The organism is Salsuginibacillus kocurii DSM 18087, assembly GCF_000377705.1.
GTDB lineage: Bacteria > Bacillota > Bacilli > Bacillales > Marinococcaceae > Salsuginibacillus > Salsuginibacillus kocurii.
Window position 1 is genome coordinate 438,185 of record NZ_KB898624.1, and the last position, 19,780, is coordinate 457,964.

A 19,780-nucleotide genomic window follows, 5' to 3' on the forward strand; every position below is an offset into this window, starting at 1 on the left:
CCTCCTATATAAATAGTAAGAGTATGGAAATAATAAGAAGGAAAACAAAAAGAAGGGAAGGATAGTAGAGGAAAAGGGCTGGTGTCTGCCCAGCCCTTTCTATAATTTCACTTATTTTGCGTCGTGTGTGAGGCATTCTTCATACAAGTTGTTTTCTTTTAAGGACTCGATTAGCGTTTCACCAATCACTGCAGGTGTATCAGCTACGCTCACCCCACAATTTTCTAGGGTTTTAATCTTTTCATCGGCTGTACCTTTGCCGCCGGAAATAATGGCGCCTGCATGGCCCATGCGTTTTCCTGGAGGTGCTGTACGGCCGCCGATAAAGCCAACAACTGGCTTCGACATATTTTCTTTGATCCATTCAGCCGCCTCTTCTTCGGCTGTACCGCCGATTTCACCAATCATCACAACAGCTTTCGTATCAGGATCTTCATTAAACAATTTCAAAGTATCGATGAAGTTTGTTCCGTTTACCGGATCGCCCCCGATACCAACTGCAGTCGATTGCCCAATGCCTGCGGTAGAAAGCTGGTCTACAGCTTCATAAGTTAACGTTCCAGAACGTGAAACGACACCAACATGGCCTGGTTTATGAATATAGCCAGGCATAATGCCGATTTTACACTCCTCTGGTGTGATAACCCCCGGGCAATTTGGACCGACAAGTCGTGTTTTCTTGCCTTCCATAAAACGACGTACGTTTAACATATCAAGTACAGGAATTCCTTCAGTGATACAGATTGCCAAATCCAATTCAGCATCTACTGCTTCCATAATGGCATCCGCTGCAAATGCAGGTGGAACATAAATGACAGAAGCTGTTGCTCCTGTTGCTTTCACTGCATCTTCGACTGTATCAAAAACTGGAACACCTTCGATTTCTGTGCCGCCTTTTTTTGGTGTGACACCGCCTACAATATTTGTTCCGTACTCAATAGCCTGCTTCGTGTGAAACAGTCCTGTCGAGCCCGTAATACCTTGTACAATGACTTTGGTATCTTTATCTATCATGACACTCATGCCAGCACGTCCCGCCTTTCTATTTCACTAGCTCTACGATTTTTTGTGCACCATCTGCCATTGAATCAGCAGCAGTAATGTTCAAGCCGGATTCTTCAAGAATTTTCTTGCCTTGTTCAACGTTTGTACCCTCTAAACGAACAACTAACGGAAGCTCAAGACCAACTTCTTTTGTAGCTGCGATAACACCTTCTGCAATCACGTCACACTTCATGATGCCGCCGAAGATATTAACGTAAATCCCTTTTACATGTTCATCGTCAAGAATAATCTTAAATGCTTCAGTTACTTTTTCAGCACTTGCGCCGCCGCCCACATCAAGGAAGTTGGCAGGGTCGCCGTTGTAATGCTTAATAATATCCATCGTCGACATCGCAAGACCTGCACCATTTACCATACAGCCAATGTTGCCATCGAGAGCGATATAGCTCAAGTCATGTTTGCTCGCTTCAATCTCTTTAGGATCTTCTTCGTCCAGATCGCGGAATTCCAATAGATCCTTCTGGCGATAAAGCGCATTAGAATCAAAGTTCAACTTTGCATCAAGCGCCATTACTTTTCCATCACCAGTTGTAACAAGCGGATTAATCTCAGCAACTGAACAGTCTTTTTCTACAAACACTTGATAAAGGCCGCTCATGAATTTAACAGCTTGTCCGAGCAAATCAGACGGAATATTAATGTTAAATGCTAGACGACGTGCTTGATACCCCTGCAGTCCTACTGCTGGGTCAATAAATTCTTTGAAAATCTTCTCAGGCGTTTCTTCAGCGACTTCTTCAATCTCTGTGCCGCCTTCTTCTGAGCCCATTAACACAATCCGGGAAGTCGCCCGGTCCAATACGAGGCCGATATAAAACTCGCTTTGAATGTCACATCCCTCTTCAATTAAGAGACGTTTCACTTCTTTACCCTCTGAACCAGTTTGATGCGTAACAAGTGTCTTCCCAAGAATCTCATCTGCGTATGTACGCACATTGTCCAGGTTTTTAGCTACTTTAACACCACCTGCTTTACCACGGCCACCAGCGTGAATCTGGGCTTTTACCACATTCACATCAGTGCCCAGGGCCTTTGCAGATTCCACCGCTTCATCCACGGAGAATGCAACTTTGCCATTTGGCACAGCAACACCGTACTGTCTCAGGAGCTCTTTCCCTTGATACTCATGAATATTCATGTTTTTCTCCATCCTCCTAACGGTTCCGTACGTATTTTCATGCGGACTAGGTCGCGCACGGAATAAAGTCGAACTATGTGTTTTTTCACACAGTTCGGCACACACCCTTAATCCTATATAAAAACTATTATTATTTCAACATTTCGTCAAAAGTTTACAAAAAATTTTGCAACCGTTCTCATTCAAACTTACTTAAGAATGAACATTTTGATCGATCCGATAAACAAATGCAAACACTTCTGCCACCACTTCATAGAGCTCTGTCGGTATGGATTCATTGATTTCAAGCTGGCTCAAAAGCTCTACAAGCGACTGGTCTTCCTGGATCGGTACATTGGCTGCTTTGGCTTTAGCAATCAATTCTTCAGCCATATAACCTTTTCCCTTTGCCTTTACTTCCGGAGCATCTTGAAATTGTTCGTTATAACCGAGAGCTACTGCTCGTTTGCGTACAATTTCTTCATGTGCTTTATCTTCGTGTTCACTCATACGCGAACATCCACTCCTTCATAGCCAGTATAGTTCTGATAGGCAGTTGCTGCATTATTGGGTCCGGACTCCTGTATTTGTTTCCACGACAAGCCTGATAACTGGTAGTTTTTGGATTGGAGCTGTTCTTGTAAAAAAGGTTTTAACAAAGAAAGTAACGTTTTCGGTTCTTTTTCATCATTTAAAACCTGCACTGAAACGATTCTGTTTTGAATTTGGACATCTACCACTGTATGCCCTAATTGCTCCAGCTCCAAATAAAATAGCACCCTAGCATGGTCTGGATGAATCGATCCATCTTTCTGTCGGCGCCCTTCCCATTGCATCGTCAAGTCCGTCTGAAAATTACCTAGCTGCAACGGAATTTGCTGCGTTGTTTGTTGGAGAGGACCTTGTTGCTCAGTTGATAAGAGCTGTTGACCGGTTAAACGATGTACCAACTGTTCAGCTTGGAGGCGCAGCCCATCTGGAAGCTGTTGCATATGCTGCAATAATAACGGTTTTAGACGCTCCGATACTTGCGCGTCACTAAGTGATTGCTGTCCTTCTGCACTTGCTGTCAACACTGATCCAAGTTGGCGTTCATGACCGAGGCCCATCATGTTGAAGAGCTGCTGCAGCTGAGCTCCTGGGCTTGCATTCGTTCCTTCTATTGCTCCATGTGTAGATGGAGTCGTTAACATCCGGGTCAGCACTTGTTGTTCAGCACTTGAGAAGTTGGTGTTCTGTTGCAGAAGTGTATTAAGGCGTTCCGTACCTGTGGCTGCTTGGACCTGGCTGGGCAGAAGTTGGCTCAACTGAGAAAGTTGACGTTCTCCAGCTGTTCCTTCAGCCGGTGTTAAGCGGCTCATTAAAAAATTAAACAGCTGCGCAGGCTCCATTTGCGAAAGGCCTGACCCTTGACCTGCCCGCGACAAAGAAGGCCATAACTCGCGTACCACCTCTTGATTGGAGGGGTTGAGCACATTTTGTTGGACGCTTTGCAGGAAGGCTTCTCGTCCCATCCCCTCAGAGAGCAGCCCTATGCGCCGCGCTAACTGTTCTGCTCCCTGATTGATGTTTGCCGGCACTTGAGTAGAAGTCATGGCCTGAAGCAATGAAACGAGGCTTTGGGACCCTCCTGTACTAGAGCTTGATTGAGCAGGAAGCTGCATGGACCGAAGGATCGAATCTAACCCTGCTTGCAGCTGCCTTCCTTCCTGAGAGCTAGCACCACTAGATTGAAGATGCTGACTTAAGTTGTTTTGCAGTTGGGCAAGCTGCTTGGCTAGCGAACTAGAATCCGTCGCTGCTTGCACAGACTGAAAGGTTGTAGCTGTTAGGGGCAGCTCACGCTGAATCATCGTTTGTACAGTCCGCATCCCCTCAGCATTCAGACGCCCCATTTGTTGAAGCATATCAGCACCTTGCTGTAGTTGTTCACGAGTAAAAGGCACCTGCTCTCGTTGCAAATGAGAGAGCAGCTGTTGGTTGGCTCTTGTATCTCCCAATCCGAGCTGACTGAGCACCGTTGTGTGGCTTGAAGACGCAGCCTGACCTGAAGCTCTTGCTTCCGTATTCCCAGTACCAGCTTGCTGAGCTTGGCTTTCAGGAGGCCGGACGGTATTCGAATCCAACACTTGGAGACGGGGAATACCTTCTCCTTTTTTCACCTGAAAGGTATAGGACTGCCCGGTGGATAGCGCCGCTTCAAGCCGCGCTGTGACATTCATATCCCCAATTCGAAGTGTAGCCAAACTCTGCGGAAAAAGCTTCATCACTTGGCCTTGAAAAATTTGCCCTTGCCTTAAGTTTAATGACTGACCTGTCTGGAGCTTTGGGCGGGATAAATTCGAAGAATCCAGAGATAGTCCTTTCATCCAGACCGCTCCCTTCACGTTTCGTTATAAATGCTCAGCTACTGGCTGAAAACTACGACGGTGGGCATGACACACCCCTGTCTTGCGGATAGCCTCCAGATGTTCGCTCGTGCCATATCCCATATTTCGTTCAAACCCATAGTCGGGAAAGCTAGTTGCCAGCTCTTCCATATAGCGGTCACGGTATACTTTTGCCACTATAGAAGCAGCAGCGATGCTCGCACTTTTTAAGTCGCCCTTTACAATTTTTTGTTGTGGCACTTCTACTGGTACATGCATCGCATCCACCAATAAATACTGGGGAGCTACACTAAGCTTCTCCACTGCTCGCTTCATAGCAAGCTGGGTTGCTTTATAAATATTATATCGATCAATTTCAGCAGGTGTCGCTTCAGCGACGCCTACCAGAGACCGCTCTCTTATTTGTTTGTCAAGTTCTAAGCGCCGCTTTAAGGAGAGGGCTTTCGAATCTGTTAATCCGGGATACAACGTTTCTTCATCTAACACAACAGCCGCTGCTACTACCGGCCCGGCTAAAGGGCCTCTACCGACTTCATCTATTCCCGCAATCCCCATCGTTCTAGCTGCTTGTTGCTGGTCAAACGTTCGCTTGTCCAAAAATGCTTGTCTCTCGGCTGCCGTTTTCTTTTGTCTTTGTTCATACTGCTGAAGCAGCTTTTGCACGCCTTTGCGTTCGTCTTGTTTTAATTGCGCTATCAATGTTTCATCAATGGACTGCGGTTGAAAAAGCAGATGCTTGATTTCTTGAATGGTTTTTTTCTTCATTGCCTAAAATGTCTTCCTTTCTTATATCGGAAAAAGTAGCTTGTTCGTAAATCGTATCAAAGAAATAGCTTGTTCGCAGTCTGAATCATAAAAAAGCCTCTCACATAATTAGAAGCAAACAGAGGCAGGGGGCCGGAAGAAAACACAAAAAGAGCGCCTCGTCTGAAACGCTCTTGGGCAACCTTTACATCCAATCATTAGGGTGTTCGAGACTAATACGTCCTAACTTTTCTTTACGAAAATCACGCAATATGAACTCAGCAGCCTTATCAAAATCAACATGCCCGCCACCGACTAAACAACCGCGGTGCCTGCCAATTGCCTCAAAGCACTGAACTCCATCTTCTAACGCTTCATCACTGACTTTATACCTTTCTTTTAAGGCATGTGGATAACGTTCTTTTAACGTATTAACGACGTATAAAGCGACATCTTCAAAATCGAGCCGTTCATCTTTAATTGCCCCAGTTGCTGCTAGCCGGTAGCCCACATCATCATGCTCGAACTTAGGCCATAAAATCCCGGGCGTATCCAATAGTTCTATTTCCTTCCCAACTTTTAACCATTGCTGGTGTTTTGTAATGCCAGGCGTGTCGCCAATTTTTGCTGTTTTTTTATTCAATAAGCGATTAATCAAGGTGGACTTCCCAACGTTGGGAACACCGGCCACCATCGCGCGGGCAGCTCTTGGCGTTATCCCTTTATCTTTCCATTTTTTAAGAGCCGGTTCAGCCAGCTCTTTACTTGCCGCCAGCAATTCCTTTACCCCTTGGCCGCTACGAGCATCGACTGATACCACTCGCTCACCACCGGATTCAAAATGTTCGATCCACTGCTTCGTTACGTCTTCATCAGCCATATCCCGTTTAGTTAACGCAATGAGTCTCGGCTTATTTTGCACAGTTTCATCGAGCATCGGATTACGTGATGATAAAGGTATTCTGGCATCAACAAGTTCAATCACCACATCAACTTTATTTAAAATTTCCTTTAATTGTCGGTTCGCTTTTGCCATATGGCCCGGAAACCATTGAATCGTCATCTGCCTCACCTCCTCTTAAATATGTACCATCTTTTTATTATGGCACTCTTTTTGCCATATTAAAAAAAGGAGCCTGCCAAAAAGCAAGCTCCCTTACATTCGCTTTAATTGTGCTTCTAGCGAAGTTCTTTAACACGTGCTGCTTTTCCTTGAAGCTTACGTAGGTAGTAAAGACGTGCTTGACGTACGCGTCCGCGACGTTTAACTTCGACTTTGTCGATGCGAGGTGAATGAACAGGGAATGTCCGCTCTACACCTACACCAAAAGTAACCTTACGTACCGTGAACGTTTCGCTAATGCCAGAACCGCGACGCTTAAGTACAACACCTTGGAACTGCTGGATACGCTCTCTAGAACCTTCCACAACCTTAACGTGCACATTTACTGTGTCTCCTGGGCGGAAGTCAGGTACGTCAGTTTTAAGTTGTTCTTTTGTCACTTCACGAATAATTTCATTCATGGGTATCTTTTCCTCCTTCCCTCTCGAATGCTCTTGCGGAAAGCCGCAGCGGAACACCGGATTCAAGGCTTTCGCCACAACGTTTATCGTATCACAATACTGACTAACTTCGCAATTACAATTTACAAATTACGTTCATTTTCTTTTAACCATTCTCGTTCTTCATCGCTCAACGCGTCTTCATCGATTAGATCAGGACGCCGTGTTACTGTCCGTAAAAAAGCTTGTTTATTGCGCCATTTTTCAATGCGGCGGTGGTGGCCTGATAACAAAACCTCCGGGACCTGGTGGCCGCGGAACTCAGCAGGGCGAGTGTACTGGGGAAATTCTAGCCGTTTTGTTTCTTCAGCAAAAGAATCTCCTGCTGCTGATTGGTCATTTCCTAACACCCCTGGCAGGAGCCGAGTCACACTGTCTGCTACTACCATGGCCGGGAGTTCGCCACCTGTTAACACGAAATCACCCAAGGAAATTTCATCTGTCACTAATTCTGACCGAATACGTTCATCAAAACCTTCATAATGTCCGCAAATAAAAATGAGTTCTTCTTCCTGAGCCAGAGTTTCAGCCTTTTCCTGACGAAAAGGCTCCCCCTGAGGGCAAAGTAAAATGACGCGGGCTGACGCTTTTTCTTTTACATCTTCTACCGCATCAAACAACGGCTGGGGCGTTAATACCATTCCAGCCCCTCCACCATACGGGTAATCATCTACTTTGCCGTGTTTATTTTTGCTATAGTCACGGAAATTAGTCACTTCATAAGAAACATGGCCTCTTGAAGCTGCCTGCTGCATAATCGAAGCTTGAAATACCCCGCTGAACATTTCCGGGAAAAGAGTTAAAAAACGCATCTTCATTCAGGAAGCAACCCCTCTAACAAACGAACAGTAATGGTTTGCTCTGCAACATTCACATCGAGAACTACATCTTCAATGAAAGGCAGCAGCACGTCTTTTTTTTCGTGGCCACGCTTTACGACCCAAACGTCATTGGCACCAAGCGGAAGGATTTCTTTCACTGTTCCAAGCTCTGTACCATCCTCTGTATAAACGAGTGCCCCAATGATTTCATCGTAATAAAACTCATCATCTTCCTCTGTTGGTACCCGGTCTTCTTCAGCTACCATTAACATTTGGCCTTTTAACGCGCTTGCTTCATCCATTGAATTAATCTCTTCGAACGTGACCAGATCAAATTGTTTGTGCTTTCGATGGCTTTTCACCGTAACTTCTTGCGCTCCACCGGATCCTTCCACATACAAGCGCGCTCCGTTCGTGAACCGTTCCTCTGGTGCGTCCGTTACTGCGATTACTCTAAGTTCACCACGAACGCCATGAGTATTAACAATCTTTCCGACATTATATAAAGTCATCGTCTTCTTCTGTCCTTCCTCGTTTTCGAATGGAGTCAACAATCCCGTCTTTTACGATGATCTCCTCTTCACCAGAAATCTCTGCCCACACGTCTCCTACTTGGACATTGCGGTACGTTTCAACCGTTTCTCTTGGGATCTCTGCATCTTCGGGAAGAGCACTAATTCGACTTTCTTTAAAGGAAGCTTGTTCAATTCGTTCGCGTCTCCGCGACATTTCACCTTCATATTTATCTTTAATAAAACGGCGCCTGCTTCCATCCGTTTCTTCTTTCATTCGTTTATGGAGCTGAAATTCTAATTGTTCCATCTCTTCCTGCGCTTGATAACGGTCTTTTTTTATTTCACTTAAGAGATGGTCCCGGTACCGGGGGGTGAGAATATGCTTCACAATTGCTCGTTTTTTTATTTTCATATTAGCCCTCCAATTTCAACAGTGAGGGTACAAAAAAGGAGAGGCAAGCCCCTCCTCTTCTTAAATTCCTATTATTCAACAATGTCAAGACGGACACGTTTCTCTAATCTGGTTGAAGCAGCCGTCAGCACTGTACGGATCGATGAAGCCACACGGCCTTTCTTTCCAATCACACGACCTATGTCATCTGAATGGACATGGAGTTTCAAGTAAACAGTGGCCTCTTCTTCTGTTGCAGTGACCTTTACTTCCTCCGGATAATCTACAATGGCACGGACGATTCGTTCCAGTAAAGTTTTCACGCTGCCGCCTCCTCAACCAAGAATCGAACAATCTGCTTATTGTTCTTTTTTCTTATTATGAACGCGTTCCATAAGACCTGCTTTGGAAAACAGATTACGTACTGTATCAGAAGGCTGTGCACCTTCAAGCATCCAATTAACAGCTTTATCTTCATCTACGTTAAAAGCAGACGGCTGTTTTAGTGGGTTATACGTACCAATCTCTTCAATAAAGCGGCCATCACGTGGCGCGCGGGAATCCGCTACAACAACACGATAAAATGGTGCCTTTTTTGAGCCCATACGCTTTAGGCGAATTTTAGTTGCCATAAATCGTCACCTCCAAGTGTTTTTACGCACATTTGCAAATTATAAAGGTTCTCAATCAATCTGTAAAGGGATTTTCCTTTTCACGTTAGAGAAATTTATTCTCTTTTACTCTCTTGCGTGGGAAAAGCTGTTTTCCCGGGGCAAGCAGTTGTTTTTATTGCATAAAGGAAAAGGGATTCATCTGTTTTCCTTTTTTCTTTCCCTTTCCTTTTTGCATCGAACTCATCTGCTTCATCATCTTCTTCATGTCTTCAAACTGTTTGAGCAAGCGGTTGACATCTTTGACCGTGGTGCCGCTACCTTGCGCAATGCGTCGTCTCCGGCTAGCGTTAATAACAGATGGGTCATCTTTTTCTTGTTTTGTCATCGAACGAACGATAGCTTCCACTTGGGTAAGCTGGCTTTCATCCACTTGGGCATTTTTCAGCCCTTTCATTTTGTTTGCTCCTGGCATCATTTGCAGCAAATCATCCAACGGCCCCATATTACGTACTTGTTGAAGCTGTTCCAAAAAGTCATCAAAGGTAAGGTCAGCGGATCGCATTTTCTTTTCAAGCTCTTTTGCCCGCTCTTCATCTACGTTGGTCTGCGCTTTCTCAATCAGAGAAAGAACATCTCCCATACCTAAAATCCGTGAAGCCATACGTTCTGGGTGGAAGGGCTCAAGCTGGTCAATTTTCTCCCCCATCCCGGCAAATTTTACAGGAGTATCCGTAACTGCTTTAATAGAGATAGCCGCACCACCGCGTGTATCTCCGTCAAGCTTAGTTAGAACAGCTCCTGTAACATCAAGCTGTTCGTTAAAGGATTCTGCTACGTTCACTGCATCCTGTCCGGTCATTGCATCAACGACTAACAAGATTTCAGCAGGATTGACTTCACTTTTAATTTGCTCCAATTCACCCATAAGAGCTTCATCGACATGCAAACGGCCAGCTGTATCAATAAGGACATAATCCCGATGTTCTTCTTTTGCTTTTTCAACCGCACCCTTGGCAATATCGACTGGATTTGCTTCTGTGCCTAAAGAGAAAACAGGCATCTCCAGCTGTTTACCCAGCGTTTCTAATTGATCAATGGCTGCTGGACGATAAACGTCTGCTGCAGCTAAAAGAGGACTCCGGTTGTGCTCTTTTCGCAAGTGATTTGCCAGTTTGGCCACAGTCGTCGTTTTACCTGCCCCCTGCAGGCCGACCATCATAACGACAGTCGGTGCTTTGTCAGCAACTGCAATCTTACTTTGCTCTCCACCCATCAAAGCTTGCAATTCTTCATTTACAACTTTAATCACTTGTTGGCCAGGGGTGAGGCTTTTCATGACCTCCTGGCCGACCGCACGTTCTTTCACACTGTTTATAAACTGTTTAACAACCTTGTAGTTCACGTCAGCTTCAAGCAACGCAAGCCGTACTTCCCGCATCATTTCCTTAACGTCCGCTTCCGAGACTTTTCCTTTCCCTTTGATGCGGTCAAGCGTCCCTTGAAGCCTTTCAGTTAGACCTTCAAATGCCATTCTTTCTGTCCCTCCTCCTCTAACTGTTCGAGGCGTTCAAGCATACGCAAAAGCTCAACGCTATCTTCTCCCAGCAGCTTGCGCATATCTTGGTAGACCTGCAAACGTTCACGGTACCTGTAATATAAGCCAAGTTTCTTTTCATACTCTTCAAGCATCATTTCTGTCCGCTTAATATTATCATATACTGCCTGCCTGCTGACATCATACGTATCTGCTATCTCGCCTAGTGAATAATCATCTAAAAAATAAAGTTCGAGATACTTTTGCTGTTTTTCCGTTAATAGATGGTGATAAAAATCAAATAATGCATTCATTCGCACCGTTTTTTCCAGCATTGGATCATCCCTTTTAATGGGCGCGCTTTGTTACATCCCCTTGACGGACAAAGCCACTAACTAAAACCCTTTTCTAACCGAAATCATACAGGAGAGGGAAAAGACGTGTCAAGTTTTTACCTTTACGCTACCCGCTCTTTATTCTTTTTCTGTATCTTCTTGTTCAACCATTTCTTTAAACAAACTGTAGACGAACTGATCCGCTTCAAAGGGCTGCATATCTTCTGCTCTTTCTCCAAGCCCTACAAATTTAACCGGCACATCCAACTCGTTTCGAATAGCTAGAACAATTCCACCTTTTGCTGTACCATCAAGCTTAGTTAACACAATTCCTGACACATCCGTAGCTTCTTGGAATGTTTTCGCCTGGCTCATCGCATTTTGACCTGTCGTTGCATCTAACACGAGCAATACTTCATGCGGAGCGTCCGGGATTTCTCGGCTGATTACCCGCTTTACTTTTTCAAGTTCTTTCATCAAGTTTACTTTGTTCTGCAGCCTGCCGGCAGTATCACAAAGTAGTACATCCGCTTTTTTAGAGCGAGCTGACTGAATCGCGTCGTACATGACCGCTGCCGGATCGGATCCAGCCTGCTGTTTAACCACGTCCACACCGACACGGTTCCCCCATTCTTCCAATTGCTCAATCGCCCCGGCACGAAATGTATCACCTGCAGCCATGACGACATGCTTCCCTTGTTCTTTAAACTGGTGAGCAAGCTTTCCAATAGACGTTGTTTTCCCCACTCCATTTACTCCGACAAATAAAATAACGGTCATGCTGTCTTCTTGCATGTTCAGCTTCGTATCTTCACCGCTTTTATCCAATTTGGCAGCCAATTTTTCACTAATGACTGGCGCTAGCTTCTCAGGCTCTTTAATATTGCGAAGTTTTGCTTCACGTTCAAGCTCATCGATTAATTCCATTACTGTTTCGACCCCGACATCAGCGCCGATCAACAATTCTTCTAATTCCTCAAAGAAATCTTCATCTACTTGGCGGTATTTCGCCATCAATTCATTCATTTTGCCTGCAAACGATTCTCTCGTTTTCGAGAGACCATCCTTAAACTTTTCGGTCATCTGGTCCGTTTGCGTCGTCATCTTATCTTTTAGTTTTTTAAAGAAACTCATACGTTACTCCTTTCAAGTGGCAGATGGATGAGGCTTCTGCTCCGTATATAACAAGGACTCTTCTAATTGCACGGAAACGAGCCGTGACACGCCTGATTCTTCCATTGTCACTCCGTACAAGGCATTTCCTTCTTCCATGGTAGCTTTACGGTGGCTCACGACAATGAATTGAGCCTTATCACTTGCCCTTTTTAAATAAGAGGCAAAACGAGCCACATTCGCTTCGTCTAATGCTGCTTCTACTTCGTCAAGTACACAAAATGGCACAGGTTTTACTTTTAAGACGGAAAATAGCAAAGCAATTGCGGTTAATGCTTTTTCGCCGCCAGAAAGCAAAGAAAGGTTTTGTTTTTTCTTTCCTGGCGGCCTTGCCACAATCTCAACCCCGGTAGAAATTAATTCGTCCGGTTCAGTCAAGGTAAGGTCTGCTTCTCCGCCGCCAAACAGTTCACAGAAGGTGTCTTTAAAATGAGTACGGATTTGCGTGAACGTCTCTTGGAAACGCCGTGTCATTTCTTCATCCATTTCATAAATGACTTGTTCTAGCCCTGATTTTGCTTCACTCAGGTCTTCTTGTTGGCCGCTTAAAAATTCTTCACGTTCTTTGATGCGCTCATATTCATCAATCGCGCCAAGATTTACAGCACCAAGTTCATTAATATCCATTTTTAAAAGGTTTACTTTTTCTCTTGTTTCTTCAGGGTCTTCCTGTAATGAATATTCTTCATTCGCTCTTTCAAAACTCAGCTCATATTCTTGTTCTAGTTTATTTAACAGGGTGTCTAGTTCCATTTCCACCCGGTTTATCTTCATCTGACGTTGGTGGATTTGTTCTTTTGCCTGTTCTCGAGAAGCTTGAAGTTCCTTGATCTCTTTTGCGAGTTTTGTCGAATTTGATGTTTCGGTATGAAGGCTTTTTCGTTTTTCTGCCAACACTTGTTCTAGCTTTATTTTCTCTTCTTTTGCCTGAACCACATCTTCTTCTAAATGGTTCGTCCCACCACTTACTTCATTTAATCGTTCTCTTAATACTTCTAATTCTTCTTTAACCTCTTCTAACAGGCGTGCATGTTCTTCTTTTTCATTCGTTAAGCGTTCTACCAGCTGCTCTTGACTCCTCGTTTGTTCACGCTGAGTAGCCAATGTTAACTTCAACTCTTGAATTTCTTCTCTATTTTTAGATTGAGAGGCTTCCACTTCGTGTTGTTTGGCTTCTTGTTGTTTTAAGCTGCGGTCTAGTTCTTCTAACTGCTTACTATAACGTTGTTCTTCTGCTGCAGCGGCTTGTTGACGAGCGGTAGCGTCCTGTGCATCGTCTTCAAGCGCTGTTTTTTCGCGGTCGAATAGTTGAAGCTTTGCATCTAGTCTTGCCAAGCGGCCATCAATTTCAATCCGTTCATTTCGTAACTCCGCCAATTCATGTTCTAGCGTTTCTTTGGACAGCTTGGCTTCTTCAAGCGCGTTGTTCTGTTCATCTACATATGCTTGAGCAGTTTGGGTATTTTTTTCGATCACGAGAGTTTTAGCTTCCATCTTCGTAATCTTTGTTTGCAATTCTTTTATTTCACGCTGACGCCCTAACAATGGATTATTGTTTTGCTTACGACTCCCACCGCTCATCGCCCCGCCCGGGTTTACGATATCACCATCTAAGGTGACGATGCGGAAGCGATAACGAAGGATACCCGCAATTTCATTTGCGTCTTTTAATGTTTCCGCTAAAATGATCGCACCTAGCAAATGGCGCACAACGGGTTGATAAGATGCATCAGCCTCCACCATGTCAGCTGCCACACCTACAAAACCTTTTAAGGACTTAACCCGGTTTAACTGGTCTGCATCAATGGAACGTTCTTTTACCGTTTCCAAAGGCAAAAAGGTCGCTCTGCCTTTTCCATTTGTTTTTAAATACTGAATAGCTTGGCGCCCATCTTTTTCTGCGTCTACCACCACATGCTGCAGCGCCCCGCCAAGAGCCGTTTCAATTGCTGTTTCGTACGATTCCGAGACATGTATGAGTTCTGCTACTGCCCCGTGTATGCCACTAAGCCCTGATTGCTTAGCTTTTAAAACTTCTTTCGCGCCTTGATGAAAGCCTCGAAAGTCTGCTTCCATCTCTTCAAGCATCTTTAAACGCGATTTAGCATCCTGGATATGTTGATAGGCCTGGTATTGGTTGCGTTCAGCTTCTTCTTTTTCCGTGCGGGCAGTTTGCAAGGTCTGTTCAAGCGACTTAAGCGACTCGTTTTCTTTTTCGAGTTTCTTGCTTACAGATTCAATTCGTTCTTCAAGCTCCTCTTTTTCTAGCCGCACCTGTTTACGCTCTTCAATATTCCCATAATTCTCTTCTTCCAGCTTTTCCAAGCGTTTATTTGTGCGCTCGAGCTGTTCAGAGGCTGACTTGATTTCATTGCGAACAGCTGCCTGCTGGTTAAGAGCGTCAATATACTGACTTTTTAGCCGTTCAATCTCATCTTTTAACTCATCTGGGTTAAATGCGCTGTCCGGTTCTAACCGTGCTAAGAGTTGGCTCGTTTCTTTTTCTTCTTTCTTCTTTGTCTGCAGCTTCTTTTGTTCGGTCTGCCATTCTTCATTAGCAGTGGCAAAAACATGTTCTAATTCGTCCTGGCGGGATTCTAGTTCTTGCAAGCGTTCTTTTGCATGCTTTCCTCTTTCTTGAAAAAGTGCTCGCTGTCCTTCTTGTTGTTCGACTTTTTCAGTTGCTTTCATAAGCTTTTCCTGCTCGAGTGATATAGCTTCTTCTAGCTCGCGCACTGTCTCGTTGCCTTTATTTTGTTCGGCTTCTAGCTCTGTTTTCTTCGTTCGTAGAGTTTCTTCCTTCTCGGTCAAAACATCAATCGCCTGTTTTTCTTCTTCCCAGAAGCGGTGTGCTTCTTTAATATCATAAGTTAAGAGAGCAACTTCCTTACTTTTCAATTCTTCCTTTTTTGAAAGGTATTGTTTCGCAACTGAAGCTTGTTCTTTAAGAGGTTCAAGCTGGTCGTATAGTTCATGCAGAATATCGTTCATGCGGTTAAGGTTATCTGTCGTATCAAGCAGTTTTTTTTCTGCTTGTTCTTTTCTCGTTTTATATTTAAGTACTCCCGCTGCTTCTTCAAAAATGCGGCGGCGGTCAGCCGGTTTGCTAGAAAGGATTTCATCGACCTGACCTTGGCCAATGATCGAATATGCTTCTTTTCCAAGCCCTGAATCAATTAATATCTCAATAACATCTTTTCTACGGCAAGGGCTTTTGTTAATAAAATACTCACTCTCTCCAGAGCGATATAATTTTCGAGTTAAACTAATTTCACTATAATCCATCTCTAAAAATTGGTCTTCATTGTCTAATATGAGCGTAATTTCAGCCATGTTTACGGGTTTTCGCTCAGAGCTTCCAGCAAAAATCACATCTTCCATCCGCTGGCCGCGCAATGATTTCACAGATTGTTCACCCAGGACCCAACGGATGCCATCAGCAATATTGCTTTTTCCACTTCCATTTGGTCCTACAATAACGGTAACGCCTGGGGTCATATCAATATGTACATGGTCAGCAAAAGATTTAAATCCTTTTAGTTCCATTCGTTTAAGGTACATAACTCCCCCTCCTTCCTCGTGCTGTGCTTTTCATCATTCTGTGATGTGTAAGACGATTAAATTGATACTTTGAAAAATAGACGGCAAAGGTTACAATACATGCATAGTCGTATTAGGAAGGGTGAACAACACATGGATCTTGAAACAAAATCAGAAGAAAATTTAGCTTATATGCTCGATGGCATTCGCGATAAGCTTCAACTTGTAAACGCGCAAGCGCTCAATCCAGAAGGCTTTGAACTGTCCCGCTATGAAGAAGTTAAAGACTTGTATGAACTCATTATATCTAAAGACAATATTAGTGTTAGTGAGATGGAAGCGATCGTCGCTGAAATCGCTTCGTTAAAAGCATAGTCCTGCCATTGCAGTAAGCGAGGCTTTGTTACAGCCAGTATAAACATTTTTGTTCACAAAAAAAGAGGAACTTGTCCTCTTTTTTATTTGTTTGCTCTCTTAACTGTTGCCGTTCTTAACGCCTCAGTGGGAGGGAAGGGATTCTTCTCTCTCGATTTTCTTTGCTGTAGTGTTCATAATGAGTTCTTTATCACCACTACCTAACAGAGAAAGCCGATGGGACACGTGGGCAAGTGATAAGCGCCTAGATAGTTCGGCTGCTTTTGCCAATGACTAGACTGACTTATGATAGGGTAGCCCATTTACTTTAGGCTCAGCTTACCAGCCCACTTTCCCTCATGTCCCATCCAAACCTTAATAGAGACTACAGCCTATTCTTCCTATTTGAGATGACGTAGAACGGGGTCTTCTCCTCCTAGTTCAGTTAAGGCCTGCTGTGCTGCCAGTTGTTCTGCTTCTTTTTTCGACCTTCCAACGCCTTTTCCGGTTGTTTCCTCATTTAACTGAACAACAGAAACAAACTCACGACTGTGAGCCGGACCTTTTTCTTCAACGATTTCATAACGTATGGTCCCAAGATTATCACGTTGCACGACTTCTTGAAGCTGGCTCTTAAAGTCCATCATGTGAGCAAATGAACCATTAGCGATCTTTAAGAAAACCGTCTGCTCCAAAAAACTATAAACCTGTTCCATTCCTCCATCCAGATACAGTGCACCGACAAACGCTTCAAACACATCTGCAAGCAAAGCAGGACGCTCTCTGCCTCCAGTCATTTCTTCACCTTTTCCTAAGAGGACAAGTTCTCCAAACCGGAGTTGCTCTGCTAAAGCTGCGAGCGAAGGCTCACATACGACTGCAGCACGCAGTTTCGTCATCTCCCCTTCACTCATGGCAGGGAATCGTTTAAATACGTGCTGGGAAACGGCCAGCTCTAGCACAGCATCTCCAAGAAATTCAAGCCTTTCATTATCATGAACCGTTCGTATCCTATGCTCATTTACATAAGAAGAATGAGTAAAAGCTTGAATAAACAGCTTATCATCTTTAAAGCTTAATTCTACGGAATCGAGCATTTGCTGGAGCCGGTCGCGATGTTCTTGCGATATCTTTAATTGCTTCTTCCCTTTTCGGACTTTACCATTTGATCCTTTTTTATTTGTTGAATGTCCCATATCTTCACCCCTTTTTTATAATGTGAGCTCTGTGAAAGAGTAGTACTAATATTCTTTTGATCTCCTTACTACCCGCAGGACCTCGGCATTTCCGGAATATCATCGACCGTTAACAACTACGTTCTTTTAAAAAACTTTTGGCAAAGCCAAGCCGACGGCGCAGGCCGAACCTTAGTTGTACGTATACCGTTTCCTTCAACTATTTGTACATTCTTACGGTGTACCAAAGCCTGGATGTAATTCTATGCCTTTATTGACTCAAGGCGTTGTGAATAAGAAACAGCATGTGGATCTTCTCATAAAAACGCTTGTTATATAAGAGGAAGTCCCATTCAGCAAATGGGACTTACCGCCTAAGGCTGCCTCTTATACATAGTTGTTATTGCTGAGCGTTTATGTAATCCACCACGTCAGCAACGGTAGCAATTTTTTCAGCTTCTTCATCAGAAATTTCAAGGTCAAACTCATCTTCAAGTTCCATGACAAGCTCTACTACATCAAGAGAATCTGCCCCAAGGTCATCCTTGAATGTCGCCTCCGGCTTAACTTCGGACTCTTCCACACCGAGACGATCAACTACGATTTTTTTAATTCTATCTAGTATTTGTTCTGCCAATGCTTTCACCTCCTCTGCAAAATGAACGAAAGGAGAAAGATGGTTCTTTCTTTATCCAACAACGTTCCAAGCTCATTATAGGACATAGCCTTTGAAATGAAAAGGCTAAAACTTACGGCATGACCATTCCACCATCGACATGAAGGGTTTGGCCCGTCATATAGCGGCTGTCCTCACTTGCTAAGAAGCGAACAACCCGGGCTACATCTTCTGCTTGGCCTAGTTCATTTAATGGAATTTCAGCCAATAGCTTTTCCTTTGTCTCTTCACCTAACTCATCTGTCATTTCTGTTTGAATAAAGCCAGGCGCAACCGCGTTCACACGAATATTTCGGCTCGAGAATTCACGGGCCAGGGTTTTGGTAAGTCCAATCACTCCTGCTTTAGCTGCCACATAATTGGCCTGGCCGGCATTCCCAAGCACTCCAACTACAGAAGAGATGTTGATAATCGTCGCTTCTTGTTGTTTCATCATCGGGCGCACAGCTGCTTTTGAACATTGAAAGACACCTTTTAAATTCGTATCCATTACTGCATCCCAGTCTTCTTCTTTTAACCGCATCAACAAATTATCTTTTGTAATACCGGCATTGTTTACTAAGATATCGAGCGCACCAAATTCAGTTGTCACTTGTTTAACCATTGCTTTTACATCTTTTTCATTTGCTACATCCGCCTGCACAGAGAAGGAGTGTACCCCGTACTCCATACAGGCTTTAACTACCTCCTCCGCTTTTTCTTGATTGCCGGAGTAGTTTACAGCTACGTTGGCCCCACTGGCCGCAAGTTCTAAAGCAATGGCACGCCCTATCCCTCGTGAACCGCCAGTAACTAATGCGTGTTTTCCAGTTAGCATTATGAATTTGCCCCTTTCGCTTCGATAAATGCTTCCAATGATTCTTGGTCAAATACAGCATGTACCTCTATCCCCTTGCGCTGTATTTTTCGGACCAACCCAGAAAGCACTTTGCCACTACCTATTTCCACAAAAGTGTCTACCCCTTCGTCGATTAGATAACGGATGCTGTCTTCCCAAAGTACAGGTGAAACAACTTGAGAAATTAACTGTTCCTTAATCTGGTCTTTATCTGTCTCTCCTACTGCTTTCACATTAGATACCACCGGTACTTCTGCGTTCTTAAACGTCTTTTGTTCTAATGTTTGAGCTAATTGATCAGCAGCCGGTTTCATTAAACTTGAATGAAAAGGCCCACTGACATTCAATGGTATGACTCGTTTGGCTCCTTTTGCTTTTGCCTCTTCTCCGGCACGCTTTACACCTTCAGCTGTCCCAGAGATAACAATTTGGCCTGGCGCATTTAAATTGGCCAGCTCAGCAGTTTCTCCATCTGTCGAAGCTGCTTTTACTGCTTCTTCCAAAGTTTCTCGTTCCATTCCCATGACGGCCGCCATTGCACCTTGGCCAGAGGGAACAGCTTCTTCCATGAATTTGCCACGTGCATGCACTGCTTCAACAGCCTCCTGAAACGTAAGACTGCCAGCAGCAACCAAGGCTGCATATTCTCCTAAACTGTGCCCGGCCGTGAAATCAAATTGAACGCCTCGCTCTTTTAATACTTCAAAAGCTGCACACCCTGCTGTTACCAGGGCCGGCTGCGTATTCTCCGTCTGTTTCAGACTATCTTCCGGTCCTTGAAACATAATTGAAGACAACGAATAGCCTAAATACTCATCAGCTTGTTCAACAATTCTTCTGGCTGTTTCAAAATGCTCAGCCAGATCCGAAGCCATCCCTACTTGTTGTGAGCCTTGGCCTGGAAATACAAAAGCAGTTTTTCCCATCACATGTCT

21 protein-coding genes are annotated in these 19,780 nt (G+C 44.2%); 1 reads left to right on the forward strand and 20 read right to left on the reverse strand.

Going from position 1 to position 19,780, the window contains the following annotated elements; genetic code table 11:
- Nucleotides 1-111 precede the first annotated feature (111 nt).
- The 16 genes from sucD to smc all read right to left on the reverse strand — a co-directional run bounded on the left by sucD (nucleotide 112) and on the right by smc (nucleotide 15,823).
- Nucleotides 112-1,023 (reverse strand): succinate--CoA ligase subunit alpha, encoded by a 912-nt coding sequence (gene sucD / locus D469_RS0106470; protein ID WP_018922568.1) that lies wholly within the window; start codon nucleotides 1,021-1,023, stop codon nucleotides 112-114.
- A gap of 19 nt (nucleotides 1,024-1,042) precedes the next feature.
- Nucleotides 1,043-2,203 carry an ADP-forming succinate--CoA ligase subunit beta gene (gene sucC / locus D469_RS0106475; protein ID WP_018922569.1) on the reverse strand — a complete coding sequence of 387 codons (1,161 nt, stop codon included), beginning with the start codon at nucleotides 2,201-2,203 and terminating at the stop codon, nucleotides 1,043-1,045.
- Between the two features lie 192 nt (nucleotides 2,204-2,395).
- On the reverse strand, nucleotides 2,396-2,692 hold the full coding sequence (locus tag D469_RS0106480; protein WP_018922570.1) for an EscU/YscU/HrcU family type III secretion system export apparatus switch protein: 297 nt from the start codon (nucleotides 2,690-2,692) through the stop codon (nucleotides 2,396-2,398).
- Complete coding sequence (locus D469_RS0106485) at nucleotides 2,689-4,551, reverse strand: hypothetical protein (protein WP_018922571.1); 1,863 nt, start codon at nucleotides 4,549-4,551, stop codon at nucleotides 2,689-2,691. The genes D469_RS0106480 and D469_RS0106485 overlap by 4 nt, the downstream gene beginning before the upstream one ends.
- 24 nt (nucleotides 4,552-4,575) lie before the next feature.
- A complete protein-coding gene (locus D469_RS0106490; RefSeq protein ID WP_018922572.1) occupies nucleotides 4,576-5,337 on the reverse strand; it encodes a ribonuclease HII in 762 nt (253 codons plus the stop codon).
- 184 nt (nucleotides 5,338-5,521) lie between these two features.
- On the reverse strand, nucleotides 5,522-6,379 hold the full coding sequence (gene ylqF, locus D469_RS0106495; RefSeq protein WP_018922573.1) for a ribosome biogenesis GTPase YlqF: 858 nt from the start codon (nucleotides 6,377-6,379) through the stop codon (nucleotides 5,522-5,524).
- Nucleotides 6,380-6,495: 116 nt separating this feature from the next.
- Nucleotides 6,496-6,840 carry a 50S ribosomal protein L19 gene (rplS, locus tag D469_RS0106500; RefSeq protein ID WP_018922574.1) on the reverse strand — a complete coding sequence of 115 codons (345 nt, stop codon included), beginning with the start codon at nucleotides 6,838-6,840 and terminating at the stop codon, nucleotides 6,496-6,498.
- A gap of 122 nt (nucleotides 6,841-6,962) precedes the next feature.
- Nucleotides 6,963-7,697, reverse strand: coding sequence for a tRNA (guanosine(37)-N1)-methyltransferase TrmD (gene trmD, locus D469_RS0106505; protein ID WP_018922575.1), 735 nt, complete (start codon nucleotides 7,695-7,697; stop codon nucleotides 6,963-6,965).
- Complete coding sequence (gene rimM, locus D469_RS0106510; RefSeq protein WP_018922576.1) at nucleotides 7,694-8,212, reverse strand: ribosome maturation factor RimM; 519 nt, start codon at nucleotides 8,210-8,212, stop codon at nucleotides 7,694-7,696. The genes trmD and rimM overlap by 4 nt, the downstream gene beginning before the upstream one ends.
- The gene (locus tag D469_RS0106515; protein WP_018922577.1) at nucleotides 8,199-8,627 is read right to left on the reverse strand and encodes a YlqD family protein; all 429 of its coding nucleotides are present in this window, start codon (nucleotides 8,625-8,627) and stop codon (nucleotides 8,199-8,201) included. Before D469_RS0106515 ends, rimM begins: the two co-directional genes overlap by 14 nt.
- 71 nt (nucleotides 8,628-8,698) lie before the next feature.
- On the reverse strand, nucleotides 8,699-8,929 hold the full coding sequence (locus D469_RS0106520) for a KH domain-containing protein (RefSeq protein ID WP_018922578.1): 231 nt from the start codon (nucleotides 8,927-8,929) through the stop codon (nucleotides 8,699-8,701).
- A 36-nt stretch (nucleotides 8,930-8,965) separates the two neighbouring features.
- Nucleotides 8,966-9,238 carry a 30S ribosomal protein S16 gene (gene rpsP / locus D469_RS0106525; protein ID WP_018922579.1) on the reverse strand — a complete coding sequence of 91 codons (273 nt, stop codon included), beginning with the start codon at nucleotides 9,236-9,238 and terminating at the stop codon, nucleotides 8,966-8,968.
- Between the two features lie 154 nt (nucleotides 9,239-9,392).
- Complete coding sequence (gene ffh / locus D469_RS0106530) at nucleotides 9,393-10,751, reverse strand: signal recognition particle protein (RefSeq protein WP_018922580.1); 1,359 nt, start codon at nucleotides 10,749-10,751, stop codon at nucleotides 9,393-9,395.
- The gene (locus D469_RS0106535; protein WP_018922581.1) at nucleotides 10,733-11,089 is read right to left on the reverse strand and encodes a putative DNA-binding protein; all 357 of its coding nucleotides are present in this window, start codon (nucleotides 11,087-11,089) and stop codon (nucleotides 10,733-10,735) included. Before D469_RS0106535 ends, ffh begins: the two co-directional genes overlap by 19 nt.
- A 138-nt stretch (nucleotides 11,090-11,227) precedes the next feature.
- Entirely contained in the window at nucleotides 11,228-12,223 is a 996-nt protein-coding gene (ftsY, locus tag D469_RS0106540; RefSeq protein ID WP_018922582.1) for a signal recognition particle-docking protein FtsY, read from the reverse strand.
- Between the two features lie 12 nt (nucleotides 12,224-12,235).
- Nucleotides 12,236-15,823, reverse strand: a complete 3,588-nt coding sequence (gene smc / locus D469_RS0106545; RefSeq protein ID WP_018922583.1) for a chromosome segregation protein SMC — start codon at nucleotides 15,821-15,823, stop codon at nucleotides 12,236-12,238.
- Nucleotides 15,824-15,955: 132 nt separating this feature from the next.
- Between smc and D469_RS0106550 the strand changes: the two genes are divergently transcribed.
- Nucleotides 15,956-16,177 (forward strand): DUF1128 domain-containing protein, encoded by a 222-nt coding sequence (locus D469_RS0106550; RefSeq protein ID WP_018922584.1) that lies wholly within the window; start codon nucleotides 15,956-15,958, stop codon nucleotides 16,175-16,177.
- A 380-nt stretch (nucleotides 16,178-16,557) separates the two neighbouring features.
- Here the strand turns inward: D469_RS0106550 and rnc are convergent, their stop codons facing one another.
- From rnc to fabD, 4 genes are all read right to left on the reverse strand, one after another.
- Nucleotides 16,558-17,253: a ribonuclease III gene (rnc, locus tag D469_RS0106555; RefSeq protein ID WP_240473319.1), complete on the reverse strand. Its 696-nt coding sequence runs from the start codon at nucleotides 17,251-17,253 to the stop codon at nucleotides 16,558-16,560.
- Between the two features lie 478 nt (nucleotides 17,254-17,731).
- Nucleotides 17,732-17,968, reverse strand: coding sequence for an acyl carrier protein (gene acpP, locus D469_RS0106560; protein WP_018922586.1), 237 nt, complete (start codon nucleotides 17,966-17,968; stop codon nucleotides 17,732-17,734).
- Nucleotides 17,969-18,080: 112 nt separating this feature from the next.
- A complete protein-coding gene (gene fabG, locus D469_RS0106565) occupies nucleotides 18,081-18,824 on the reverse strand; it encodes a 3-oxoacyl-[acyl-carrier-protein] reductase (RefSeq protein ID WP_018922587.1) in 744 nt (247 codons plus the stop codon).
- Nucleotides 18,824-19,771 (reverse strand): ACP S-malonyltransferase, encoded by a 948-nt coding sequence (fabD, locus tag D469_RS0106570; protein WP_018922588.1) that lies wholly within the window; start codon nucleotides 19,769-19,771, stop codon nucleotides 18,824-18,826. The genes fabG and fabD overlap by 1 nt, the downstream gene beginning before the upstream one ends.
- Nucleotides 19,772-19,780: the final 9 nt, after the last annotated feature.